At 57.2% G+C, this 26210-nt stretch carries 12 protein-coding genes and 8 pseudogenes; 12 read left to right on the top strand and 8 right to left on the bottom strand.

The window, feature by feature from the left end:
- Positions 1 to 10: 10 nt before the first annotated feature.
- The 3 genes from sctC to SOPEG_RS20145 all read right to left on the bottom strand — a co-directional run bounded on the left by sctC (position 11) and on the right by SOPEG_RS20145 (position 3433).
- Complete coding sequence (sctC, locus tag SOPEG_RS20155) at positions 11 to 1486, bottom strand: type III secretion system outer membrane ring subunit SctC (protein WP_051419944.1); 1476 nt, start codon at positions 1484 to 1486, stop codon at positions 11 to 13.
- On the bottom strand, positions 1483 to 2283 hold the full coding sequence (locus SOPEG_RS20150; protein WP_236851576.1) for a helix-turn-helix domain-containing protein: 801 nt from the start codon (positions 2281 to 2283) through the stop codon (positions 1483 to 1485). Before SOPEG_RS20150 ends, sctC begins: the two co-directional genes overlap by 4 nt.
- Before the next feature lie 268 nt (positions 2284 to 2551).
- Entirely contained in the window at positions 2552 to 3433 is an 882-nt protein-coding gene (locus SOPEG_RS20145; RefSeq protein WP_025246677.1) for a winged helix-turn-helix domain-containing protein, read from the bottom strand.
- Between the two features lie 846 nt (positions 3434 to 4279).
- Between SOPEG_RS20145 and SOPEG_RS26790 the strand changes: the two are divergent.
- From SOPEG_RS26790 to SOPEG_RS20125, 4 pseudogenes are all read left to right on the top strand, one after another.
- Positions 4280 to 5620, top strand: a pseudogene (locus SOPEG_RS26790) (MdtA/MuxA family multidrug efflux RND transporter periplasmic adaptor subunit).
- A 15-nt stretch (positions 5621 to 5635) separates the two neighbouring features.
- Positions 5636 to 8797, top strand: a pseudogene (locus SOPEG_RS20135) (efflux RND transporter permease subunit).
- Positions 8794 to 11326, top strand: a pseudogene (locus SOPEG_RS20130) (efflux RND transporter permease subunit). The pseudogenes SOPEG_RS20135 and SOPEG_RS20130 overlap by 4 nt, the downstream one beginning before the upstream one ends.
- 27 nt (positions 11327 to 11353) lie before the next feature.
- Positions 11354 to 12805, top strand: a pseudogene (locus tag SOPEG_RS20125) (efflux transporter outer membrane subunit).
- 191 nt (positions 12806 to 12996) lie between these two features.
- Here SOPEG_RS20125 and SOPEG_RS20120 read toward each other — a convergent pair.
- The gene (locus SOPEG_RS20120) at positions 12997 to 13677 is read right to left on the bottom strand and encodes a TetR/AcrR family transcriptional regulator (protein WP_025246676.1); all 681 of its coding nucleotides are present in this window, start codon (positions 13675 to 13677) and stop codon (positions 12997 to 12999) included.
- A gap of 235 nt (positions 13678 to 13912) precedes the next feature.
- Here SOPEG_RS20120 and SOPEG_RS20115 point away from each other — a divergent pair, with 235 nt between their 5' ends.
- Entirely contained in the window at positions 13913 to 14164 is a 252-nt protein-coding gene (locus tag SOPEG_RS20115) for a YdgH/BhsA/McbA family protein (RefSeq protein WP_025246675.1), read from the top strand.
- Between the two features lie 866 nt (positions 14165 to 15030).
- Here SOPEG_RS20115 and SOPEG_RS20105 read toward each other — a convergent pair.
- The gene (locus SOPEG_RS20105; RefSeq protein ID WP_025243834.1) at positions 15031 to 15954 is read right to left on the bottom strand and encodes an IS5-like element ISSoEn1 family transposase; all 924 of its coding nucleotides are present in this window, start codon (positions 15952 to 15954) and stop codon (positions 15031 to 15033) included.
- A 593-nt stretch (positions 15955 to 16547) separates the two neighbouring features.
- Between SOPEG_RS20105 and SOPEG_RS20100 the strand changes: the two genes are divergently transcribed.
- Positions 16548 to 17429: a PhzF family phenazine biosynthesis protein gene (locus SOPEG_RS20100; protein ID WP_025246673.1), complete on the top strand. Its 882-nt coding sequence runs from the start codon at positions 16548 to 16550 to the stop codon at positions 17427 to 17429.
- A 92-nt stretch (positions 17430 to 17521) separates the two neighbouring features.
- Here SOPEG_RS20100 and SOPEG_RS20095 read toward each other — a convergent pair whose 3' ends face one another.
- Complete coding sequence (locus SOPEG_RS20095; RefSeq protein WP_038469138.1) at positions 17522 to 18496, bottom strand: lysylphosphatidylglycerol synthase domain-containing protein; 975 nt, start codon at positions 18494 to 18496, stop codon at positions 17522 to 17524.
- 10 nt (positions 18497 to 18506) lie between these two features.
- Positions 18507 to 18964, bottom strand: a pseudogene (locus tag SOPEG_RS20090) (phospholipase D-like domain-containing protein); the annotation flags it as partial.
- A gap of 164 nt (positions 18965 to 19128) precedes the next feature.
- On the opposite strand from SOPEG_RS20090, the gene istA reads away from it, so the two are divergent.
- Positions 19129 to 20679 carry an IS21 family transposase gene (gene istA, locus SOPEG_RS20085; RefSeq protein ID WP_025246670.1) on the top strand — a complete coding sequence of 517 codons (1551 nt, stop codon included), beginning with the start codon at positions 19129 to 19131 and terminating at the stop codon, positions 20677 to 20679.
- Between the two features lie 11 nt (positions 20680 to 20690).
- A complete protein-coding gene (gene istB / locus SOPEG_RS20080) occupies positions 20691 to 21440 on the top strand; it encodes an IS21-like element ISSoEn3 family helper ATPase IstB (RefSeq protein ID WP_025246669.1) in 750 nt (249 codons plus the stop codon).
- Between the two features lie 196 nt (positions 21441 to 21636).
- Here the strand turns inward: istB and SOPEG_RS20075 are convergent.
- A pseudogene (locus SOPEG_RS20075) lies at positions 21637 to 22723 on the bottom strand (LacI family DNA-binding transcriptional regulator).
- A 220-nt stretch (positions 22724 to 22943) separates the two neighbouring features.
- Here SOPEG_RS20075 and SOPEG_RS20070 point away from each other — a divergent pair.
- The 4 genes and pseudogenes from SOPEG_RS20070 to SOPEG_RS20055 form a co-directional block, all read left to right on the top strand.
- Positions 22944 to 23815, top strand: a pseudogene (locus SOPEG_RS20070) (aryl-sulfate sulfotransferase); the annotation flags it as partial.
- A 209-nt stretch (positions 23816 to 24024) separates the two neighbouring features.
- A pseudogene (locus SOPEG_RS28935) lies at positions 24025 to 24357 on the top strand (ABC transporter permease); the annotation flags it as partial.
- A gap of 79 nt (positions 24358 to 24436) precedes the next feature.
- On the top strand, positions 24437 to 25141 hold the full coding sequence (locus SOPEG_RS20060; RefSeq protein ID WP_200867836.1) for an ABC transporter ATP-binding protein: 705 nt from the start codon (positions 24437 to 24439) through the stop codon (positions 25139 to 25141).
- A gap of 130 nt (positions 25142 to 25271) precedes the next feature.
- On the top strand, positions 25272 to 26201 hold the full coding sequence (locus tag SOPEG_RS20055) for an ABC transporter substrate-binding protein (RefSeq protein WP_025246667.1): 930 nt from the start codon (positions 25272 to 25274) through the stop codon (positions 26199 to 26201).
- Positions 26202 to 26210: the final 9 nt, after the last annotated feature.

Genomic DNA, 26210 nt, shown 5'->3' with positions numbered 1-26210 from the left:
ATTGGCCTGCTTATCGACGCGATGGCGAAACAAACCGCCAATCAGCGGTATCGGACCCCAGACCGGATAATCGCCCGCGGTTATCCCGGATCTCATCCCGGGTATAGCCGCCAATCAGCAGGCTCTTTCCCCGCGGCACGCGCGCCACCGTGCTAATATGGGTGCGTCCCACTTCCGGCAGATCATCCGGACCCGGATTTCTGTGCTGCCGGGCGACTTCGCCGCCGTCTTCGATCGTCAGCGCCATCTCCACCTCATCGCCGCCGGAAAACCGCGACAGCACGCTTATCATGGTGCCGTAGGTCACTTCGCGCAGCACCACGCTGCGCTCGCCCAGAAGCCGCGTATAAAATGTCCGGTTATTGTCGAAAATCGCCGGCACGTTCTCCTGGGTCAGGATAATCGGCCGCGAACCAATGTTGGCGCGGTGTTTTTTGGCCAACGCCAATATTGACGCGACAAATCGCGCACCGTCCAAGGCGCTATAGGATCCTTGATTAAGGGTGACGTCCCCCCGCTGGCCGATGCGGGTGCCGCCCTGCCAATTGATGCCGAACTGATCGAGGTCGCTTTTCTCCAGATCGATTATCCATAACGATAGCTCCGCGTGGCGCTTAGGGATATCCAGTGAATGCACTAGATTGCGCACAAATTGCACCTGGCGGCCGCTCCCCTTGACCAGCAGGCTGTTGTTGCTGGGATTGGCGATAACCTGCACCGGCCACAGCGGCGATTCCGCGTCCTGCTCCCCCCGCGTGTCCACCGCGGGAAGCAGCGCCTCTGCGGACATGAGCGAGCTGGGGGGCTCGACCACAGGCAGGCGCCCCTCCCGCCTCATCAGCCGCTCGATTACCGTGGCGATACCGGGAATAGTCACTTTCTCGCCGCGCAATGCGTAATGGCGATCGCCGACAAAGGTGTAACTTAGCGGGATCACCTCGGCCTGCTCGCGCTCGTGTATGCCGTCCGGCTCCTTATCCAGCAGGCGGGCCGCGTTCTCCACCAGCTCGATATAAACCGGCGGCCCCGAGAGATAAAGGACGTGACCACCGGGATCTCCCCGCAGCGGGTAGCGCGAATCGTGCAATTGGGCCTGCTGGAGAAAATGGCGCAGCGCCGCCGGTGAAATGCTGCGCAGCGCCACCACCGCATGGCGCATTTCGCTGGCGTCATAAATATAGATTGCCTGGCCGTCGCTGTACCACATCAACCCCATTTGTTGGGTAATGCGCGTCAAAAGCGCCCGCGCATCCGCCAGGTCGAACTCGCCGCTTATCTGCTTGCGCGCCGCCAGTTTGCTGACAATCACCGGTTGATTAAGGCGTGCCGACAGCGCATCGAAAAAGACTTTCACGCCGTCTTTATTGGCCACATAACCTTCGCCTTGCCGGGATAATTCCGCCGCCCGAACGTCGACGAGCGGGCCGGCGCAGGCGAGCAACATAACGCAGAGCAGGCCGCGGCTTATCTGAGCGATGTTATTCATTGTTCCGCTTTCTTGTTGATCATATTCCATATCCCGCGGGGGGAGACCCCAAAGGCGTCTCTGACATCGTTGGAGAGGTGCGAGGATGAGGCATAGCCATAGCGCATGGCGACCTCGGTGAGGCTTTGCCGCTCTTCGACCATATCCAGCAGCGCCCTGGCGATACGCCAGCCCCGCAGCTCATTTTTAGCCGAGTTTCCCAGCGCGTTGCGGCACAGGCGGCGGAAATGTGAATAAGACAAGCCGTAACGCGCGCCGAGAACGTTCAACTTGCCATTATTGACAGACTCATTTAATAGAAATCGTATTAACCAATAACACTCCGTCTGGCGCAAAAATACCGCCAGCGCATTCATTTGGGACGGCGCGCTCTGATAATTCCCCAGCATCCACTGCTCTATATCGGCGCAGGTGCCAATATGCGGAAAATCATTCAACTCGATCTGCGCCCATTGCTGCTGGGCATAATCCACCTGCACGCCGCGGGACTCGTCGATAAATACCTGTAATTTTGCCAGGGCAAAGAGCGGTAATTCCTGATGCCGCGCCGTACCGGCGCGCAGAGCCAGATTCAAGCGCTGCATTAACAACATGCCGCGCCATCCGGCGGATAATGTCAGACGCGACGACTCATTCGCCCAGCGAACATGAATATCGCAATTACCATCAGGAATTTCCAGCAACCAGCATTTTGGCTCCGAGATATCCTGCTGATGATATTCATTCAGCAACGAAGTGGGTGAGACAATAATTCCTTTGCTCATCATTATCCCAGTTCGCTTTTGCTTAATATTCATAGCAATACATTGCCTATCTCTTTCGAAGAAATCATGATGAAAATATGACTCAGGGTGAGAAATAATTGCAGAAGCCTCTCATGGCTTAAACGCTCACAGCATGCCTGACGCGTGGTAAACGCTTTCTCTCATTCCAGGCAATGGCGAGGAGACCACCCGATTTATCGGGACTTAGGTTACGCCGCGAAATAATGCGCCCGACGCGCAGGCGCTTACTGGGCCCGCCGCCGTCGGCGCGCTTCACAATGCATCGGCCGTTGCGACCGGCTCATTTTTTTCTTTTCTCCTGACCCGGCATAGCTGACCGACCGGTCTCCCCCTCCGCTGTTTTCCCCGCCGCCAGTCCCATCGCCTTCATACCGGGCAGCGCGCCCAAAATCAGAGGCTTCAGCGTGCGCAGAAAGCGCCCCTCGCCCCCCAAATGGGCTTTGGCCACCCGCTCACGCAGCAGCAGCAGATGATCCTCGGCGCGCATCAACTCAATCCGCAGCGAGGGCGCGCCGCCGAGGTTCAGCTCGTAACCGGTGAGGTAATAGTCCGGCCGGATTTTGTCCAGCAATTGCAGCGTGGCGTCAGTGGTGCGACAGTTCATGGTCAGCGAGGTCGGCAACACATGCAATCCCAGCGGCGAGCAGGGAGCCAGTTGCTGTACGATGGCATCCTGCAAACCGACGGTGTCGATATCACCGGCCAGCCGGAAGGGAAATACCGCCAGCACGCAGCGCGCCGGCATTCCGGGCTGGGCGGGCAAGATGCGCGTGACCGGCAGCGTAAACCGGTAGCCTTTACCGTAAACCGTATCGATATAGCGGTGATCTTTCTCCTCTTGTAAGATACGCCGCAGCACGTAGATACAGCGCGTCAGCGATTCTTCGCCGACATTGCCGCCGTACCAGACTTCATGAATAATCTGCGCCTTGGTCACCAGTTCGCCGGCGGATTCCAGTAATAAACTCAGCACCCCCAGTTCCTTGGGGGAGATGCTGAGCCGTTTGTCTTTATGAAACAACACGCGGGAGGAGTTCAGCAGAAAATCGCCAAAAGCGTATTGTACGGGCGGCAGAGTATTTTTTCCTCCGCCAGCCGGGCCGATGGGCGCTAAAAGCGTACATGCGCAAGACGCCTGATTTTTTTTCAGAGCTATATCCATCCTTTAATATCTCCTGTTACCCGATAAACTTCCATTACATTATTTCATCACGGAATAGTGTCCAGCGTAGCACATGGCAAATGCATCATTCTTCAATGCAATCTTTAATTCGCCGCTAAAAATAATGATTATTTATCTTGGGGTTTAACGAATTAACCCTCATCTAATTATTAAAGGTTATAGTATTGACTTAAACCAAAGATAAACATACGAAGCTATAAATCGACGGAAAATTGAGCGCTAAAGAAGTGATTAACCCGGCATGCTTGTGAAGAAATAGTGCAATTAAAGCTGAGCAGAATTATAACCGATATAGTTTATAAAACTAATATAATCATATTTTAAATAATTAATTTAATCCTTACTACGACGACCTGCGCGCTAGGCGGTTCGCCTTCGACCTGCCCTGCGGCGATTTGGATCGTCCTCAGGGTCTTAACCCACGGTGGGCAAGAAACACTGCTCCCCTATCTCGAGATCGTCAGCGTATCGCGCGGACGCGTGCCGCCGATGCGTATTACTGCGCGCCGTGTACCGCGCGGACGAATGCCGCCGCGTCTGACCATTATGCCCCAAGCCGCTATACTTGACAGGCGCCAGCGGTTAACCGTGGGCTAACCGACGTTAGCGCACCTAAACGGGCGCAGCATCCTGTTTCTCTCTTTTTGACGATATGGAAAGGCCGAAATCCCTACGTCCGACCCGTCTTGGCACCACGTTACGCGGCGGCGGGGGCGATACGGCAAATGAAACGCTTTTTGACGAAACGCTTACAGAATAAGCATCAAAATTACTTTAATCTGTTAAGATAACACGATTTTAACCAGAACTGGCCAGCCCCATCCCATGAGAAGATATTCAAAGCAGACGATTAAGTGGCGTAATGTTTTAGTGGTGGTTTTGATACTGTTGTTGATTGCCGGCCTCGGTTATTACCTTTTCGCTCACCGCAGCGGCAGTGGCGCTGCCCCGGCCGGCCGGGCGGTATGAGAATGGGCATGGGCGGCCCGACAGCGGTACACGGCGGTGTCGCCAAGCAGGCGGATGTTCCCGTCACCTTATCGGCCTTGGGTACGGTGGTGGCGAACGCCAGCGTGACCGTAACCAGTCGGGTGGATGGCCAACTGCTCAAAGTCTATTTTACCGAAGGACAGAAGGTCGAGCAGGGGCAGTTACTGGCGCAGATCGACCCGCGCAGCTATCAGGCCAGCCTGGAGCAATATCAGGGCGATTTGGCGCAAAACCAAGCGCTGCTGAAGAGCGCGCAGCTGACGCTGGCGCGTTATCAAAAACTCTATGCGCAGGATTCCCTGTCGCGTCAGGATGTTAGAAACCCAGACCGCCACCGTAGGCCAGTACGCCGGGGCAATTAAATCTTATCAGGCGCAGATTGACGCCGCGAAATTGGATCTGGAATATGCGCGGATCACCGCGCCGGTCAGCGGCCGGGTCGGGCTGCGGCTGGTGGATCCCGGCAATATGGTGCATAGCAGCGACACCACCGGCATAGTGACCATTACCCAGACCCAACCTATCGCCGTCACTTTCAGCGTGCCGCAGGCCAATTTATCTACGCTACTACAAGCTTTGCATCACGGCCAAACCTTGCCCGCCACCGCGCTGGATCAGGATGGCACGACCGAGCTGGCGCAGGGAGAGCTGAACTTTATCAGCAACGAAATCGACAGCGAGACCGGCAGCATCAAGCTTAAAGCCATGTTTGCCAATCACGATGAAAAACTCTATCCCAATCAATTTGTGAATGTGCGTTTGCAAACGAATGTACTGGCGGGCGCGACGGTTATCCCCGCCCAGGCCTTACAGCTGAGCAGCGACGGGGATTTCGTGTATGTAATCAAGCAGGATAACAGCGTCGAACGCCGTCAGGTCAAAGCGGGACCGAGCTTCGGCACCTCGCTACAGGCCGTTCTGAGAGGCGTATCGCCGGGCGAACGTGTGGTCACCGAAGGCATTGACCGGTTGAGCAACGGCGCGAAAGTGACGATCGTCAGCGACAACGATACCGGCGGCGGCAGTGCCGTGGAAAGCGGCGCGCCCGGCAGTGCGACTCGCGTCAAGGGCAGCGCCGGCACAATGGACAGCGGCGCCACGGGCGGTAACGGCAAGGCGGAAGGCGTCACCAGCCGGCAGCGCGGCGACGCAGCGCGCCTCGACGACCGGCGGTAACGACGGCGCCGCGCAATGAACCCTTCTAGACTTTTTATCGAGCGCCCGGTCGCCACAATTTTATTGATGATTGCGGTGCTGATTTCCGGGCTTTTCGCCTACAAAATGCTTTCCACTTCGGCGCTGCCCCAGGTGGATTATCCCACGATCCAGGTGACTACGCTTTACCCGGGCGCCAGTCCCGATGTGATGGCGTCCTCGGTAACCGCGCCGCTGGAGCGGCCGCTCGGCCAGATGGCCGGCCTCAACCAGATGTATTCCACCAACTCAGGCGGGGCGTCGGTCATCACGCTGAAATTTTCCCTCGACCTGTCGCTGGATGTGGCGGAGCAGGAAGTGCAGGCGGCGATCAATGCCGCCAACAGCCTGCTGCCAAACGATTTGCCCAACCCGCCTACCTATAAAAAGGTGAACCCGGCGGATACCGCCGTCATCACCCTGGCGGCGAGTTCGGATATGCTGCCGCTGATACAAGTACAAGATCTGGTCAATACCCGTCTGGCGCTGAAATTATCGCAGATCTCAGGCGTCGGTATGGTCACCCTGGCGAGCGGTCATCAGGCGGCGATCCGGGTACGGATGGATCCCCGCGCGCTCGCGGCGCATCATCTGACGTTGGAAGACGTGAATACGCTTATCGGCAATAGCAACGTCAATACCGCTAAAGGCGGCTTCGACGGGCGTTATCATTCGATCACCATCGACGCCAACGATCAACTACGCACCGCCGCCGAACACGGTAATCTCATTCTCACCTATCAGAACTGCGCCGCCCTGCGGCTGAAAGATATCGCCCACATCGAGGAAGCGGAAGAAAACACCTTTCAATCCGCCTGGGCCAACCGTAATCCGGCGATTGTCATCAGCGTACAGCGTCAGCCGGGCGCCAACGTTATCCAGGTGGTGGATAATATTAAAGCGCAGCTTCCCACTCTGCAGGCGGCGCTGCCGGAGGGGGTCAAGATCCAGATCCTGTCCGATCGCACCCAGACCATTCGCGCCTCCATCAGCGACGTACAGTTTGAGCTGATACTGTCCATTGCGCTGGTGGTGATGGTGACTTTCCTCTTCCTGCGCAACATCGCCGCGACCCTTATCCCTAGTGTGGCGGTACCGCTGTCGCTGGTGGGGACCTTCGGCGTGATGTATCTGGCCGGCTTCAGTCTGAACAATCTGTCGTTGATGGCGCTCACTATCGCCACCGGGTTCGTTATTGATGACGCTATCGTGATGGTGGAAAATATTTCCCGCCGGCTGGAAGAGGGGGAAACGCCCATGCAGGCGGCGCTTAACGGCTCCCGACAGATAGGTTTCACCATCATTTCGCTGACCTTCTCGTTAATAGCGGTATTAATTCCGCTGTTGTTTATGGGCGATGTGGTCGGCCGTCTGTTCCGGGAGTTCGCCATCACCCTGGCGGTATCGATTCTGGTATCGATGCTGGTGTCGCTCACCCTCACCCCGATGCTATGCGCTTATCTGCTGCGCCATATTCCGGAGGAGGAACAGAGCCGTTTTTACCGTAAGGGCGGCGAGATTTTCGACCGGCTTATCGCCGGCTACGATCGGCTGCTGATTATCGTACTTGACCATCAGCGCCTGACGCTGCTGGTGGCGCTGGCGCTGACCGCGTTACTCTATGTTGTGGTGCCGAAAGGCTTCTTTCCCCAGCAGGATACAGGGCTGATTCAAGGGGTGACGATTGCCTCGCAGGACGTTTCCTTCGGCGAGATGGCTCGGCGACAGCGGGCGCTGGTGGACGATATCCTCAAGAATCCACAGGTGGAAAGCGTCTCCTCCACCGTCGGTATCGACGGCAACAATACCAGCCTGAACAGCGGCCGCCTGCAAATCAATCTGAAACCTTTTTCGGATCGCGACGATCGCGCCGATGTCATTATCAAACAGCTGAAAGAGGCCACCCAACAGGTCGCGGGCATTACGCTGTATCTGTAATCCTCACAAGATCTGACGGTCAACGATCAGGTCACGCCCAGCCAGTATCAATTCACTCTCGAGGATGCCGATAGCGAAAATCTGGTGAACTGGACGCCGAAACTCGTCGCGCGCCTGCAGCAGGAGCCAGAATTCAGCGATGTGGTGAGCAATCTGCAAGATCAGGGGCAAACGGTGTACGTGGAGCTCAATCGCGACGCCGCGGCGCGCTACAGCATCACCGCGGCGGATGTGGATACCGCGCTGTATAACGCCTTCGGGCAGCGGTTGGTATCGACGATTTTCACCCAATCCAATCAGTACCGGGTGGTGCTGGAGGTTCAGCCCAAATATCAACAATCGCCGGCCTCGCTGGATGATATTTATCTGGCCACGAGCTCAAACTCTAGCTCCAGTTCTAGCTCCAGTTCAAGTTCTAGCTCGAGTTCGAGTTCCAGCTCGGGCAGCGCGACGGCGATAGTCAAACTGACCTCTATCGCTACGGTGCACCGCCGGACGGGGTCGCTGGTCCATGTCAGGCTGAACCAGTTCCCGGCGGTAACCGTGTCATTTAATCTCAATGACAGCTATTCAATAGAAGATGCACAGAAAGCGATTACGCAGGTCAGCCAGTCGCTCGAGCAACCGTCGAGCATTACCCTGCGCTATCAGGGTGAGACATCGGCCTTCCAGAGCGCCACCGATAATACGCTGTGGCTGATTCTGGCGGCGCTGCTCACCATGTACGTGGTACTGGGTATTTTGTATGAGAGCTTTATCCATCCGATCACCATTCTTTCCACCCTGCCCTCGGCCGCGGTAGGCGCGCTATTAACCTTGCTGCTCGCCGACACCGAATTCAGCCTGATTGCGCTAATCGGCGTTATCCTGCTGATAGGCATCGTGAAAAAGAACGCCATCATGATGATCGACTTCGCGCTAGAGGCGGAAAACAAGCACCACATGACGCCGCGCGAGGCCATTCATCAGGCTTGCCTGCTGCGTTTCCGGCCGATTCTGATGACCACCATGGCCGCGCTGCTGGGCGCGCTGCCGTTGATGCTGGCCCACGGTTCCGGCGCCGAACTCCGCCAGCCGCTGGGGCTGGTGATTGTCGGCGGTCTTATCTTCAGTCAGGTGCTGACGCTGTTCTCGACGCCCGTAATCTATCTGTGGTTTGACGGCCTGGCGCAACGCGGGCAGCGCTTCGTGCGGCGTAAACGCAGGCAAGCGGCGCCATGAATATCTCACGGCTGTTCATCTTCCGGCCGGTGGCGACGCTGCTGCTCACGCTGGCCATTTTGCTGCTTGGCCTACTGGGCTACCGGCTGTTGCCGGTGGCGCCGCTGCCGCAGGTTGATTTTCCCACCATCATGGTCAGCGCCCGCCTGTCGGGCGCCAGCCCGGAAACCATGGCGGCCACCGTGGCCACGCCGCTGGAACGATCGCTGGGCCAGATTGCCGGCGTCACCGAGATGACCTCCAGCAGCAGCACGGGATCGACCCGGATTATTTTGCAGTTTGAGCTCGACCGCGATATCAATGGCGCCTCCCGCGATGTGCAGGCGGCAATCAATGCCGCGCGCAGCTTGCTGCCGAGCAGCATGCCGTCGTTGCCCACTTACCGCAAAGCCAATCCGTCCGATGCGCCCATCGTCATGCTGGCCCTGACCTCCAACACCCGCGCCAGCGGCGAGCTCTACGATCTGGCCTCAAGCACCATTTAGCAGAAAATCGCCCAGGTGCAGGGGGTCGGTCAGGTGTCGCTACTCGGCAGCGCGTATCGATTTGCAGCCGCAAATGCTAAACCATCTGGGGATTTCGCTCGATACGGTGCGCAGCGCCATCGCCAATAGCACCACCAATTTACCCAAAGGCATGTTGCAGGGCGAAACTACCTCGTTTGTGGTAGACGATAACGGCCAGTTGGACAAGGCGCGGGATTATCGGTCGCTGATTATTACCTATATCAACGGCACCGCTATCCGTTTAAGCGATGTCGAGCTGCATAAGGTCGTGGACCGCTCCCCCACCATCCGCGCCTCGCTGTACGACACCGAGGAGACGCTGCTGATTGCGATTTTCCTGGTGATCGCCGTGGTGTTTATTTTCCTGCGCAATCTGCAGGCGGTGATTATTCCGGCGCTGGCGCTACCGGTGTCGCTCATCGGCACCTGCGCGGTCATGTATTTGCTGGATTACAGTCTGGACAACCTGTCGTTGATGGCGCTGATTATCTGCACCGGCTTTGTGGTGGATGACGCCATTGTGGTTCTGGAAAACATCACCCGCTATATCGAAGAAGGCCTGGGGCCGGTGCGCGCTTCGATTAAGGGCGCGCAGGAAGTCGGTTTTACGGTCCTGGCGATGACGCTGTCGCTGGTGGCGGTGTTCATTCCCATTCTGCTGATGGGCAGTATCGTCGGCCGGCTGTTTCAGGAATTCGCCGTCACGCTCACCGTCTCGCTGCTGATTTCGATGGTGGTGTCACTGAGCCTGACGCCGATGCTGTGTTCGCGTCTGCTGCGGCGCAAACCGCCAGTGAGCAAACGTCCCAACCGGTTGTATCTGCTGATTGAGAGCGGGCTGGCCAGGCTTTTGGCGGGGTATGCCCTGGCGCTGGGGTGGGTGATGCGTCACCAAAGGCTAACGCTCTTTAGCCTGGTGCTGACTATCATGCTGAATCTTTTTTTATACGGCATGGTGCAAAAAGGCTTCTTCCCCAATCAGGATACCGGCCTGCTAATGGGGATGGTGCGCGCCGATCAAAACATCTCTTTCCAGGCGATGAAGCCCAAAGTCGAGGCGATAGCCAAACTCATCCAGCAGGATCCTGCGGTGGACGGCGTGATGTCATCCATCGGCGGCGGCGCTTTCGGATCACGCAATAGCGGTACATTTTTCGTGCACCTGAAGGATTATGACAAACGCAGCGATAGCGCAACCGTGGTGGCGAACCGGCTGACCAATAAGTTCCGCAATGAGGCAGGCATGCAGCTGTTTCTCATGGCGGCGCAGGATCTTCATATCGGCGGACGCAGCGCCAATGCGGCATTGTCGGTGGCGCATCAGGGGCAATCCGCCACCAGCACCGTCGCCTTTAACCTGGCCGATGGCGTGTCGCTGGAGCAGGCGCAGGCGGCGATTAAGGGCGCGATGGTGAAGATCGCCCTGCCCAGCACCATCCAGGCCGGCTTCCAGGGAACCGCCAAGGCGTTTGCCGCGCTGGCCGCGTCAATGCCCTGGCTTATCCTGGCGGCGCTGGCGGCGGTCTATATTGTGCTCGGCGTATTGTATGAAAGCTACATTCATCCGCTGACGATATTATCCACCCTGCCCTCGGCGGGTCTGGGGGCGCTGTTGCTGATGCTGGTCACGGACACCCAGTTGACCGTGATCGCCTTGATCGGCATTTTGTTGCTGATAGGTATTGTGAAAAAGAACGCCATCATGATGATCGATTTTGCCCTGGCGGCCGAACGCAATCAGAGGCTCACGCCGCAGCAGGCCATCACCCAGGCCTATCTGATGCGGTTTCGGCCGATTATGATGACCACGCTGGCGGCCTTTTTTGGCGCGCTGCCCCTGGCGCTCGGCAGCGGCGACGACGCGGATCTGTGCAGCCCGCTGGGGATGGCCATCGCCGGCGGGCTGGCCTTGAGTCAGCTGTTGACGCTGTTTACAACGCCGGTGGTATATCTCTACCTCGATCGTCTTAGCCGCAATAGTCAGCACGCCTGGCATCGCTTGCGTAAAACCGGCACGGCATGAAGCCGTTAGAAGAGTGAAAACACCATAATGAATGATTTACACCGCGCACTGAAGTTACTCCCCCTGGCGCTGGCCCTGACGCTGGCGGGCTGTAGCGTGGGGCCGGACTATCACCGGCCCGCGACGGAAGTGCCGTTGCAGTTTAAAGAAGCCCAGGGTTGGATCCGGGCAACACCGCAGGATCAGCTCAGCAAAGGCGAATGGTGGGCGGTGTATCGGGATCCGGTCCTGTCCGATCTGCTACGCCAAGTGCAAATTTCCAATCAAAACGTCGCGCAATATCAGGCACTGTATCGCCAGGCGCTGGCGCGGGAATCGCGCGCCGATCTTTATCCCAGCGTCACCGGTACAGCCTCTAGCACTCGGTAGGGCAACAGCAGCACGACCAGCAATAGCCATAGCGCCACCACCAGCGCCAGTTGGGAACTGGATCTGTGGGGCAAGCTGCGCCGCACGCTGGAAGAAAACCGCGCTAGCGCCCAGGCAAGCGAGGCGGAATTGGCCAATATCACCCTCAGCGCGCAATCAACGCTGGCGCAGGACTACTTCCAACTGCGGATGATGGATCAGCAACTAGCGCTGTATCAGCAAAGTATTACCGCTTATGAGCGCTACGTACGCATCATTAATAATAAATATCAGGCCGGCAGCGAAGGGCGCGATACCTTGGCGCAGACGCAAACGACCCTTGAGAGCGCCCGCGCCTCGGCGCTCGATGTGCAATGGCAGCGCGCCCAGTTGAAGCATGCGATCGCGGTGTTAATGGGCAAACCGCCGTCGGCGTTCAGCCTGCCCGCCGCGCCCCTTATCGCCGCCATGCCTGCGATTCCGCCATCGCTGCCGTCGCAGTTATTGCAGCGCCGTCCCGATATCGCCTATGCCGAACGCAACGTGGCGGCCGCCAACGCCGCAATCGGCGTCGCCAAAGCGGCCTATTATCCCGATTTGACCCTCAGCGCCAGCGGGGGCTTCACCAGTTCCGCGCTGCACAATCTGCTGTCGCTGCCCAATCGGACCTGGTCGCTGGGGCCGGAATTAAGCGGCACCCTGCTGGATTTCGGGGCCACCAAAGCGCAGGTGGAACAAGCGGAGACCAGCTATGACGCGAGCGTCGCCAGCTATCGCCAAGCGGTGCTGGCGGGGTTCCAGGAAGTGGAGGATTATTTGGTGCAATTGCGCACCCTAGAGAGCGAAATCGCGGCCCGGCAACGGGCGGCGCAGGCCGCGCAGGCCGCGCAGGAATCGGCACGGGTCACGTATAATCAGTATAAAGCGGGGATGATTGATTACCTCGATGTCGCCACCACGCAAAACACCAGCCTTTCTCAACAGCAGAGCCTGTTATCGCTGCAAAGCACGCAGTGGGTGACCAGCGCTTGGGGGTTAACCCGCTACCGCGATGGCACATTGGAAAAGAAGAGCCGTTTCCTTGGGGGCGTCCCAGCGACAGCGCGTGAAAATCACAGTGGGGATGCGTGAAAGCGCCAGCAAAAACGCGTGGGCCTCGCAGCAGGATCGGGTGGAAGCGCCAGCGGAATTGGGTGGGAATCAATCACGCGGGACGCGGGTGAATTTTACGGGTGCGCGAGACTGCCCAGGTGCCCCCTCGTTCGTTAGGCCAGCATAGGCACTGGCGCTGGCGCTGGCCTCAACGGTAATCAGATGGGCTATCAGGCGTGTTCGACCGTGGCCGCTTGCGCGCCGCTCATATGCCGGCAGGTTTGGCTTAACGTCGGCCAGACCGCCATCAGCGTGCTGACAATGCCGTTAAGATCGTCTTCGCTGGCGCCGTCTCGCGCCTGAACCGACATCCCCTGCAGCGTGCAGGCGAGATATTTTGCCAGACCCGCACAGTCGGTGCTGGCCGGGAGTTCCCCCTGCTGCTGTCGCGTCAACAGAAAATCCAGCAGCGTGTGTTCTTGCAAATGGTGGCGCGAGCGCAGGATCTGCGCCACTTCATCCGACGACGCGGCCAGCGCTGCCGAAGTACAAATGATAAAGCAACCGGACGGTAAACTTTTATCGGTAAACATCGCCGCGGCGGCGCGGTAAAAGTCTTCAATGGATTGCGTGACGGAAAGACCGGGGCGCGCCAGCAGGGCTTTACCCTTTTCGGCGAATTTGGTTACGTAACGCTCCGCCACGGCGCGGAATAACCCTTCTTTATTACCAAACTCAGCGTACAGTGTGGGCGCCTTGGCCCCCGTGGCCTCGACCAGATCGACAAGGGAAGTCGCTTCATAGCCATGGCGCCAAAACAGTTGCAGCGCTTGGTCCAGGGCGGTTTCACGATCGAATTGTTTCGGACGCCCGCGCCCCTTTTTGACACAGGCGGCTTGATGGTCGCTCATAGTTCCTCTCTTGCCGAATGGTGAAAAAATACACTAAATTAATAGTCATTATAAAAAATACTCTCCCCGGTGTCGAGAGACTTTTTGCATTATGTACGCTTGGGAAAGTATTATTATAATAATCATTAAAATATTATCTTGATTCATCAGTCGCTGCGGTCTATCATTTAGTTATCAAATGTTAACTATTTATCCAACCGCCATCCTTCTGACGGTGTAGTCGGGAGAAAATTCGATGAAAAACAGACAAATATTGTTCATTGCCGCCGCCCTCAGCTTACTTTCCGCCGGCGCGCTGGCCGCAGTTCAGCCTCCGGCCCATGAGCTCCTGCCCATTGCGTTGGTCGCGACCTCCAGCCATAGCGGCGTTGGCACCTTTTATGGTGAGCCGGGAGATAAAGTGAACGGAGACCACTCCCCGAGCTATCCCCCGACTTCACTGTCGGGGCAACGCGACATGCACGGCACCGCCGTCATTTATAATTAAACCCACACCCGGCAAAACCGGGGAACCGCCGTCTGCATTGTTGACCGCCCAAAGGGCGGTCTTTTTTTGGGCCTAAAACAAGCCGAAATCACTGTGCTGGGACATGGACAGGAAGTATCAAGTTAATGCGATAATAAACTATACGAGATTAAATTAAGACTTCTCTTGATTGTCATTTCCATTCTACTAGATGACAATTATTCAGCTTCTTCCTATAGTGTTCATCATCGCCGTTTCCATTTTTTCGCTGATCGTATTAATTATCCGCAACTTGTTACAGCGGTCATTGATTTTACAATTCCTTTACTCTGTCGAGCATTGATCAAAATACCTCCCCGGTGAATGATTTAATACATCAAATTATTAATCCATGGAGTTAATGCATGCGTCATTTAATTATGTTTCTCGACATTGTCTTTCTGAGCGCCGCCTTGAGCGGTTGTCTGTGGCCGCCCCCCGGCGGCGGTGGTCCGCATTGGCAGGGCGGTCCGCCACGTTAACCGGGCCCGCCGGCGGCCTTGTGTCTTCCGGCCGCCGGCGGCGCCGTTCAACTGCATCCCGTTCGCGGGACGGCCCGTCCAGGCCCTCTCGCCAACGGGCGGATACACCCCATTCCCCCTTCGCTCGTCGGCCATCCCAGTCCCTTCTCCCCCACGGGGGCAGACAGGCAAACTCCCTCCTTCGCTGGCCGCGACTTCCAGGCGCTCTCGTCCGTGGGCGAGTGCGGGCACACGCAACCCGCCGCAAGCCGCTCCATCCAATCCTCTAACCTCCGCAGGCGAGTCGTCTTACACCGCTGCAGCATTTAGCCGCTTTGTTGAATAAATCCGAAATTTGTGACGACTTCCTCCCTATCAGGGCGATTGTTACATGATGCGGACGCTGTTTGGCATTCCTAACAACGTGATCCGGTTAAGCGCTTTGACCATTGCCATAGCCTCACCTACCTGCGCGTCATAGTCATGCAGACTCAGATGACCACCCAGAAGTATTTTAAACCGGAACATGGCCGTTTCAGCCAGTGAACGCCGGTGATAACCTACTTTCTTTTTCCAGGTATCGTTATTGCCGCTCAGATGCTGATTTGCCACCGCATGGTTACGCTCATGGTATCGAGCTGGCCAATATTGCGCACCACTTCGCGGTGGGATAAGCGGCTTTATTTTTTTCCTCAGCAGAGCATCATGACAGTAACGCGTATCGTAAGCACTGTCAGCCGACGCTTCCCTGATTTTCCGGTGGGTTTGGTTAATCAGCCCGGGCAGCGCCTGCGCATCTGTCGTACCGCTTAGCGATAAATCGGCACAGATAATTTCATGTGTCGCGCTATCTACTGCCAGATGAAGCTTGCGCCATACTCTGCGCCTCTCAGCCCCATGCTGCCTGACTTTCCATTCGCCTTCGCCGAAGATTTTCAGGCCGGTGCCATCGATGACCAGGTGTGAGATTTCGCCGCGGGTTGGCGTTTTTATGCTGATGTCGACGGTTTTTGCTCGCCGGCTGACCAGAGAGTAATCTGGGCAGCGCAGCGACAGCCCCATCAGTTTAAAAATCGAGTCAACGAAACCCTGTAACGCCCGGAGCGAAAGGTTAAACACGCGCTTTATCATCAGAACCGTGGTAATGGCCATATCGGTGTAGTGAAGCGGCCGGCCACGATGTTCAGGTGGTGTACTCTCAGTCCATGCAGCAATGGCTGACTCATCAAGCCATACTGTCAGGTCCCCCCGCTGCCTGAGCGCATTGTTATATGCGGGCCAGTTGGTGATTTTAAACTTTTGCTTTGCCATGGGGACCTGATGTTGAAACGAATGTAGTGATCAGAGCCGCCAGTCACCTAAAAGTTCGATTTATTCAACAAAGCCGCATTTAGCCGGTACCGATCCGCCGATGGGTTAATGAAAATACATTTATACCGCCGTCGGTTTGCGGAGGATTGCCGATCGGTGTGCCGAGCGGCGCAAAGCATTACACCTATCCTTAGCGGGCCAGAAAAAGCTGCTTATATCAGAGTGTTATTATGGCTTAATAGGCGCCTGTCGCTTAGCCGTTGCCGTGCTCGCCCAAAGCGCGGCGAGTATGATCGCGCATCGGGCTCGTTTTGTACCCTGCCATTCGCTGTATTTGCATAAAATGGTCTTTAATAATCTCCCGCGGGCCGCCATTACCTGACATTATTTATTTGCCGGCAAATTCTTTCTTGCTGGCGTTATTCTACCGAGAGGCATAATACAACCCAACGTTATGGGGATGACGATCCTGAAAAATAACGCCGGCAGGATAGCGTAACAGGAATTTTCTCATTATACGCCGCTTGGAGTAGTCTTCCTCTTGAAAGCCCGCGCGCGGCAATCCTTTTGGCCCGATGATTACCAGGAAAATTATGAGTGAATTACGACGTTTCAAACAAGTCGATGTTTTTTTCGCGGTGCCGCTCAATGGCAACCCGCTGGCGGTCGTGATGGATGCGGATGGCCTGTCTGATGACCAGATGTTGGCTATCGCCCGTTGGACTAATCTGTCAGAAACCACCTTTGTACTGCCGCCCTCAGAACCACAGGCCGATTATCAGGTGAAAATCTATTCGCCAGCCGGTGAATTGCCTTTTGCCGGCCATCCCACCCTGGGTACCGCTCATACGCTGCTGGAAAACGGCTTTAAACCGAAACTCCCCGGTCATCTGGTGCAGCAGTGCGGCATCGGTAACGTCACTATTGCTATCGCCCGTGACGGTATGCTGGCTTTCGAGGCGCCCAAGGCGACAATGACGCCGCTTCCCGCACAGAGTTATGGATTGTTGGCCGCGGCCGCCGGAGGAGAACCTTCGACAGGCAAGGGGGCGCCAACGGTGGTGGATATGGGCATTCGCTGGTTGATGGTCGAGGTGTCCAGCGCCGGCGTCTGCTTAGCGCTGCAACCGCAAATTACCGCGCTGGCAGAACTGCTGGCGCAGTGCGGCGCCACCGGCGTTGCCTTTTATGGTCGGCATGCCCCGGCGGGCGATGTCGATTTTGAAATGCGGGCATTTATCATCGAGCACGGCTGTCTGGTGGAAGATTCCGTCACCGGCAGCGCCAAAGCTTGTCTTGCGCGGCTGCTGCCGCAGCGTGATTTTGCCGGCAATCCAGCGTTCGCCGAAAGTTATCGGGTACGTCAAGGCACCTGCAGGCAGCGCGCCGGGCGGGTGTTTGTGGATTACCTGCGGGCCGAGCCCTGGATTGGCGGCTATTCCGCGACGTTAATCGAGGGAAACATCACGCTTTAAGCCGCGCAAACCCGCTGTAGCCTGTATGGCCTGCGCATAGTTCAGGCCTATTGCGGCCCCATCGCGCTTTGGTCGACATCACGCCCCACCCGCTACACCGGCGGCGCTTCGTCACCGTCCGGCGCTTGCTGTTGCAGGTCGCGCTCGTTTTTGGCACGCAAGGCCTTCGCGCGGCTTTCCAACCCGAGGTAAAGCACAATCGCCAACAGCAGCGGTGCGATAAAATAGAGGGAGCGGTAGGCGAGCAGTGCGGCGATAATCGTGCCATGGGAAATGGACTGGCCGTGCAGCATGGCGACAAATACCGCTTCCAGCACGCCAATCCCGGCCGGAATATGGATAATCACCCCGGCAATACTGCTTACCAGCAATACGCCCAGCACCAGCGGGAAGCCCACTTTGTAGTTCAGCAAAATATAAATGATGCCCGCCATGACGATCCAATTAGCAACGGACACCCCCAGTTGCGCTACCGCCATACGTAACGACGGCAGCACCAGCTTTTGCCCGCGTACCGTCCAGCGGCGGCGCTTGGAGAAGGCGCACAAGCCCAGATACGCCAGGATAAATACCAGCAGTCCGACGCCGATTAGCCGCAGCGCCACTTCGCCGATACCCCAGTTGGCCGGTAGCTTGATAACGCTAAAAGCGCACACCAGCCCGGCCAGCAGGATATATCCCAGCCAGTTGGTGGCGATACTCAGGGTAAAAACGCGAGTAATGGCGCTATTGGACAGCCCCAGCCGCGAATACAGCCGGTAGCGCATGCCGATACCGCCCACCCAGGTACTGAGCGTGAGGGTAAAGGCATAGCAAATGAACGACACCAGCATCACTTGGTGCTTGGCGAGCTTGTGGTCGCAGTAAGCGCGCCCGATCAGATCGTAGGCGCCGTAAATCAGGTAACTCACCACCACTAAACCAATCGCCGCCAGCATGGCGCCGGGGCTATAATTCTTCAGCGCATGCAGCACGTCGTCCCAGTCCACCTTGCCGGCATACACCACCATCAATACAATTACGGCGATCAAAAACAGCCAGGTGACGACTCTTTTGCCCCTGGTCAGCCAACCGCGCTTAGCGTCGTCGCCGCGCCAGCTTCGGCGTGTGGGCCGGCAGCCAGCCGACCCAGGCCGGGAAGTGGCGCAGAAAATAAAACACCAGCACGTTTTTCGCTAAATGCCAATAGGTCTGCCGCGGCACTTTGCTTTCATCCACCCATTGGCAGTCGTTGGCGATAAGACGGTCAAGGTTATCCCGCAGCTCGCGGTTAAAGGCGCGATCGTGAATAATGACGTTGGCTTCCAGATTGAGCGCCAGACTCAATGGGTCGAGATTGCTCGATCCCACGGTCGCCCAGGCGTCATCTTTCAGCACCACTTTGGCATGCAGCGGCCGAGACGGCAGTATTCATAGATTTTCACCCCTTCCGGCACCAGGTAGTGATACAGTATGCGCGCGCCCACCTGGACTATCGGCATGTCCGGTTCACCCTGCACTATTAGTACAACATTGACGCCGCGCCGGGCGGTGCTGGTTCCGGTCACATCCGATCACTGATTCCGATTTCACCCGATCACTAATTCTGATTTCATTCGATCACTGATTCCGGTCGCCCGATCAGCAATTCCGATTCTGTCCGATCGCTCATCTTCTGTTCCGCCATACTCTGGAGACTTTTAGCTTCCGGGGGCATGGCATGGCACGTAAAAAGAAGAAAGCGAGAACGGAAATGTGCATCTATATTAATGTCTTACGTATGAAATTCGAGCAGCGTCGCTCGAATCGCACTATCGCAGCAGCGCTCGGCATAGGTTGTACTACCGTGCACGATATCCTCGGCCGATTCACGGTAGCTAACCTGGTCTGGCCATTGCCGGCGGAACTGTCCCCCGTCGACCTAGACCGCCTGCTCTATCCCGGCAAATCCGGAAAAGTTATCAATACCTTACCCAGCTGGCTTGATATCGATACCGAGTTAAGCCGCAAGGGCATGACCAAGCAGCTGCTCTGGATGGAATATCAGTCCGCCGTGGGCGGTGATGCCCTCGGTTACTCACAGTTTTGTGCACTGTTCCGTGACTGGAAAAAGAAGCAGCGGCGTTCCATGCGCATGGAGCACAAGGCTGGCGAAAAGCTCTTCATCGACTTCTGTGGCCCCACCGTACCTATCGTCAACCCTGCGACCGGTAGCGTACGCCAGGTCGCTATCTTCGTCGCTGCCATGGGCGTGTCAGGCTATGCGTATATCGGAGCCTGCGAAGGCCAGGACATGGCATCGTGGCTCAACGCCAATAGCCGCTGCCTGCACTTCATGGGTGGGGTTCCGGAGCTGATGATATCTGATAATCTGCGCAGCGCTGTCAGCACCCCTGATCGCTATGAGCCGGTCATAAACCAGAGCTACCAGGCGCTGGCAAATCACTATGAGACAGTGGTGCTACCGGCGCGCCCGAGAAAACCGAAAAACAAGGCGAAGACAGAATCAACTGTGCAGCTGGTAGAACGCTGGGTTTTGGCCCGGTTGCGTAAACGTAGGTTCTACTCGCTGGCCGAACTCAACCAGGTGATACGAGAACTCAATCATGAGTTGAATCTGCGCCCGATGCGTCATTACGGCGGACAAAGTCGCCTTGAACGCTTCGAGCAGCTGGACAAACCGGCTCTTGGGCCTCTACCGCCCACACAATGGAAATACAGTGAATATCTCGTTGCCCGAGTGGGACCTGATTACCACATAGACTACGGCAAAAACTGGTACTCGGTGCCGCATCCGCTGGTTGGCGAGCGCGTTGACGTCATCGCCACCCAACGGCTGGTGCAAATCCACCATAAGGGCGTCTGCGTGGCTACGCACCCTCGCAGCGATAACGCCTATAGGCACACGACTCAGGCGGCGCACATGCCGGCTAACCATAAGGGGCAGAGTCAGTGGACGCCGGAAAGGCTGTGCAGTTGGGCGCTGTCGGTGGGTGTGTGCACACTGAAAGTGGTCGAGTCCATCCAAAAGAGCAAAGCCCATCCGGAGCAGGCTTACCGCTCCGTGCTGGGGCTACTCAATCTGCAACGGCGCTATAAGACGACGCGACTGAAGAAGGCCTGCGCGCTGGCGTTGGAGAAAGGGTGCATTAACCGCTCTTTCATAGCCAACGTATTGAAACACGGTCGTGAAAGTGAGGTCACCCAGGACGGAACCGGCGTATCAATGCTGGTTCACGAAAACCTCCGAGGTCCGGACAGTTATCACTAAGGAGAATAAATATGGATACACTGTTAATGGCTCTGCGAGAGCTGAAGTTGTCGGCAATGGTCCAGGCGTTGGAGACGCAACGCGAACTCCCGGGGAGTTATGGGGAGCTGGGGTTCGAGGAGCGGTTGTCGCTGATGGTAGAAGCGGAAAATTTGCATAGAAAAAACAACCATATATGCCGTCTGCGACGGCAATCGCAAATGCGCTTGCAGGCAAAACCGGAAGATATCCGCTATATCCCTAGCCGAGGAGTGACACCGGAACAGATGCGAGATCTGCTAGGGGGACAATATCTGAAATATCAGAAAAGCATACTCATCACGGGGCCGACAGGTACGGGCAAAACCTGGCTCAGTTGTGCGCTTGGTGAGCAGGCATGCCGGCAGCAATATAGCGTGCGTTACTGGCGAGTGGGTCGGTTGCTGGCCCATCTTCACCAGTGTCAGGTAGACGGGACCTATCTAAAACAGCTTAAGCAGTTAGAAAAAATAGAGTTACTGATCTTGGACGACGTGGGCCTAGAATCAATAAGTCCGATGCAGACAACGATGCTGTTGGAGGTGATGGAAGATCGCTACGACAAAAGCAGCAGCATCCTGATCAGTCAACTGCCGGTGAAAAAATGGTATGGACTGATAGAAAACCCCACGACAGCTGACGCGTTACTCGATCGGTTAGTACACCCCAGCTATAGACTGGAACTTAAAGGCGAATCACTACGCAAAGAGCAAGGAGTAGCCAGCACAGGAAAAATAGACTAAACCCGAGTCAGAAGATGAGCGAACACGTGATCGAATATCACTGGAATGGGTGATCAGAAAATATCGGAATAACTGATCGGATGTCGCCGGAACAGCTGATCGGATACGTCGGAATCTGCATCTGGTGCGCCTTCTGTCGCTGCCGGCGTCCGACAGCGACAGAAGGCGTATCCGTTTGCTAGCGTTTCTTCCGCGTTCAGGAGAGGCGATCGGAACAGGGCGTCCGTTTTAGACCGATGTTACCGGCGGGCCCCCGGCGGGTAGAGCCTCTGATAACCAATTCCGCGCCCCGGCTCAAGCAGGGTTGCCGAGGTGTCTGACCGTACATCAACAAAAAAAGTTGATCGATGGGCCAGCCTGGCCACTTCATCCAGATGCAGATTCACCGCCGTCAGCCCCGGCCAGGTTTCACGGGCGCGGATACCGTCATAGCGGGTCGCGATACGCATCTCCTCGGGAATTGACACGCCCGATTGAGTAAAAGCACGCACCGCGCCGGCGGCAAACGTATCGACCAGGATCAAAACGCCATCCACCTGCGGCGCGTCCCGCCGCAGAGCCAGCGCCGCCTGGAACCCCGCCTGTTCGCCATCGATCTCATTTAACCGATAAACGCGCGGCACAATGCCGTGCTGCGCCGCATAGCGCAAATAGTCTTGTTCGGTGTCCTGATAAGCGCTGCGGCCGGTATCGCCGATAAACAGGGCAATATCGCGCGCGCCGCTGGCGCTGAGGTGGGCCAACAGCAGCGCGGCGGTCTGCGCCGATTGCAAATCCACGAAGGGCATCACGGCCTCGGTGTCCGGCGGCCTGCCGATAGACACCACCGGCACACCCCGCCGCCGCAGCCCGCTGAGATAAGGGTCGTCCACGCACGGCTCGATCACTAAAGCGCCATCCATTTTCAGATCCTCTACGCCCAAACTTTGCGGCGGCACCAAAATAAGCGCCAGCTTTTTTTCCAACGCCGCCAGGGCCGCGGTCATCGCCACTTCCATCATAAAACCCAGTTTGGCTGGTCCGGATGAGACGGCGGCAGGCATGGAGGAAAACAGCGCAATCGTATTGGCTTTGCCGGTACGCAAACCGCGGGCGCGCAGATTGGGGATATACCCTAGTTCGCTAATCACCGCTTCGATGCGCAGGCGGGTACCGGCTTCCACATACCGCCGCCCGTTGATGGCATTGGAGACGGTCGCAGGCGAGACGCCGGCGCGACGGGCAACATCAATCAATGTGGCGCGACGGGCTAAACTCCCTGGCGGTGGCGGAGCAGCGGACATGATAATTTCCTTAGCGTCATCGAAGTTACTTATACATTAAATAACATTTAATTATACATAAATTTTGTTTAACGGCGTCTTGACAGGATCAATAGTAAAAGGTTTTACTAAAAATATATAGCGCCCCTTGTTATCGCGAATAATCAAGCACGCCGCGTTTTTTTCCCCTGCCTAGTAAAACGTTTTAATCCCCCATATTGGGGCAATAATTGGAGCCATTATGTCCCAAACCGCAACCCTCTGTGATCAAGTAACGGTACGCCGGCGCGCCACCGGCCTCATCCTGAACGACCGGCAGCGCAGCGCGGGAGGGTTTACCCTGTTTGCGCCGCAAACGGCGCAGGGAAAGGTGTACCTGATAGATAGCGACGGTAACATCGCCCATCAATGGCAATTGCCGGTACGGCCGGGACGTGATGCGGTGATCTTGCCCAATGGCAACCTGGGTTATAACGGGAGTCACGCCACGCCTGCCGCGCTGTATCCGGCCTGGGATATTTGGCACGGCGGCGATTTTTATGAAGTCACGCCCGGTGGCGATATCGTTTGGCATTATGAGGACATCCACCATCATCACGATGCCCAATGGCTGGCCAACGGCCATCTGCTTTACACCGCCGCGGAGCCTATCCCGGCGGCGACCAGCGCCGGGATGCCCCTGACGGCGTTATCCAGGGGGATGTGGTGCGGGAAGTGAATCGCGCGGGGGAGATTGTTTGGGAATGGCGTTCCTGGCAACACCTGCGGCCGGAAGATTTCCCGGTGCAGGCTATTTTTGATCGTCGCCACTGGCCCATGATCAATGGCCTGTCCTTGACCCCTGAGGGCCTGGTGCTGATGAGTCTACGCGTTACCTCGGGGGTAGTGGCGGTCAGCCGCGCCAGCGGCGAAGTGGTCTAGCATGTAGGCCATGACGTCCTGGCGCAGCAGCATACCCCGGTGCAGACCGCCAGCGGGACGGTGCTGGTGTTTGATAACGGCAACGTGCGCGCCGGCGTCACCTCGCCGCACTCCAGAGCGCTGGAGTGCGATCCGCAAAGCGGCAACATTACCTGGCAATACAGCGATCCGCGGCCGCGGGCTTTGTTATCGGTGCCAGCCTGGGCGTTGTCACCGGGCTATTAACCGGGCGGATTGCGCTATTTCGCCTCTTGCTGGCGCCCTTTTTGAATCTGATGCGGCCTATTCCGGCCATCGCGCTTATTCCTGTCGCGATTGTTTGGTTCGGCATCGGCGAGGGGTCAAAGTATTTCGTTATTGCCTATACGGTCTTTTTGACGGTGTAGTTTAACACCCATCACGGCATGGAGTACGTCCCGGAAATCTATTTGCGCGCCGCGCGTTCGCTGGGCGTCAGCCGTCTGCGGGAATTTTTCGTGGTGGTGTTCCCGGCCGCCGTCCCGCATATTTTCTCCGGCATCCGACTGGGCGTCGCGCTGGCCTTCTTAAGCCTGGTGGCCGCCGAATTGTCCGGCGCCTCGTCCGGCATCGGCTACCGGTTACAGGAGGCCCGACAATATATCAGTACCGATCGCATGTTCGCCCTGCTCATTGAGCTTGGGATCCTCGGCGCGCTCATGGACGTCCTGATCCACCGCATCGGGCACCGCCTGGTGCATTGGCAACAATACTAATCCGGGAGGGTAAAGCATATCAGGCCACGTTGCGATTGACGATATCAGTATCCGTTATCTCGCCCGGCGCCAGGCGCAATTGGCGCTGGACGTTACCCGCTTCGAGCGGGCGCCGGGCACCTTTAGTGCTATTATCGAACCGTCCGGCTGCGGCAAGTCGACATTATTAAACGCGATTGCCGGTTTTATTGCGCCCGCCAGCGGCCAGATCCGGATTGACGGCCGCGTGCTGAACGGCCCGGATGCGCAGGTGGGGGTTATATTTCAGCAATATGCGCTTTTCCCCTGGCTGACGGCGCTGGGCAACGTGAAATTCGCGCTAAAGCGCTTCAAATTATCCCGGGCGGAACAGCATCGGCGCGCATTGGCGGCGCTGGAAGAGGTCGGTCTCGCCTCGCTATGCCATCATTATCCCGGCCAGTTATCCGGCGGCCAGAAACAGCGGGTGGGTATCGCCCGTACGCTGGCGTTTGAGCCGCGGGTATTGTTGATGGATGAGCCCTTTGGTGCGCTAGATGCACAAACGCGCGGGGTTATGCAGGATCTGCTGTTGCGCGTTTGGCAAAAACACCGGGCGACGGTGCTGTTTATTACCCACGATGTGGACGAAGCGCTGCTGCTGGCGGACCGCATCGATGTGATGTCCGCCGCGCCGGGCAAAATTATCCGCAGCTATAGCCTGAACCAGCCGCGGCCGCGGGCGCTCAATCGCGAGAATGCCACTCTGTTGGATATCCGCGAAGAGATTCTGTCATCACTGCGCCCGCTGGTGCAGCCGTCATGACGCCCTATACCGACATCAACAGACGGCATCCTGCCGCGAACAACGGCTACCCCACCGACCAAAACCAACCACGGGAAACACGATGAGATTAACGCAAGTTTGGCGCATTGCTGCGGCGTTACCGACCCTAATGATCATGGCGGCGTCTGCCGCGACGGAAACGGTGACGCTTGCCTGGTCGCCGACCCCGCTGATGCCACAGGTAGAAATCGCCCTCGCTAAAAGTTACTTCAACGATGCCGGCATTAACCTGCGGCGCATTAATTTCCCCAGCGGCCGAGAAACCTTCGAGGCGCTGTTGGGCGGGCAAGTGGAGGCGGCGACGTTAACCGAATTTCCCGCCATCACCGGCGCACTGCGTCAGCAGCCCTTTGGCATCGTAGCCGATGTCGCGCGCTACCGGGGTACACGGGTCATCAGCTCGGCCAAATACGGCCCGCTGAGCAGCGTAAGCGATCTGGCCGGGCTGAAGATCGGCACGCCCCTCGGCACCAACACCGATTACTATCTGAGCCAACTGCTGAGCCAGGGGGAGGTGAGCGCTGAACGGGTCAATGTCGCGCCGGTGGATCTGATCCCCTCCCTACTCCGCGGCGATATCCAGGCCATAGTACCGTTCGCCGGCGTCGAAAGCGTCGCGCGCAAAGCGCTGGGCGCCGACTATCGCGAACTGCAAAGCGAAAGCTATCAATCCCACTTTCTGCTGGCGGTGTCGCAGGCCGTTATCAACAATAAGCCCGCGGTGGTCAAAGGACTCCTGACGGCATTACTGCGCGCGGACGCCGATCTCAAACGCGATCCCGCCGGTGCCATGGCGCTGGTAGCCACATCCATGCACGCCACATTGCAGCAGGCCGCGCTGGAAGCGATGTGGCGCGATACCGATTTTGGTATTCAGTTGAAAAGTGATTTGCCAACGCTGCTGGCGTCGGAAGGGAAATGGATCGTACAACAACGCATCATCAAAGCCACCGATCCTTCGCCACAGACCCTGAGGCCCTGGCTTATCAGCACGCCGCTGCGCGCGCTTGCCCCTGACGCAGTGGACCCGAGTCTGTAACGTGACGGC

It is taken from the genome of Candidatus Sodalis pierantonius str. SOPE (assembly GCF_000517405.1).
In the GTDB taxonomy this organism is placed as follows: Bacteria; Pseudomonadota; Gammaproteobacteria; order Enterobacterales; family Enterobacteriaceae; genus Sodalis_C; species Sodalis_C pierantonii.
Note: the sequence above shows the minus strand (reverse complement) of the source record. Positions and strands in the feature narration are given on the sequence as shown.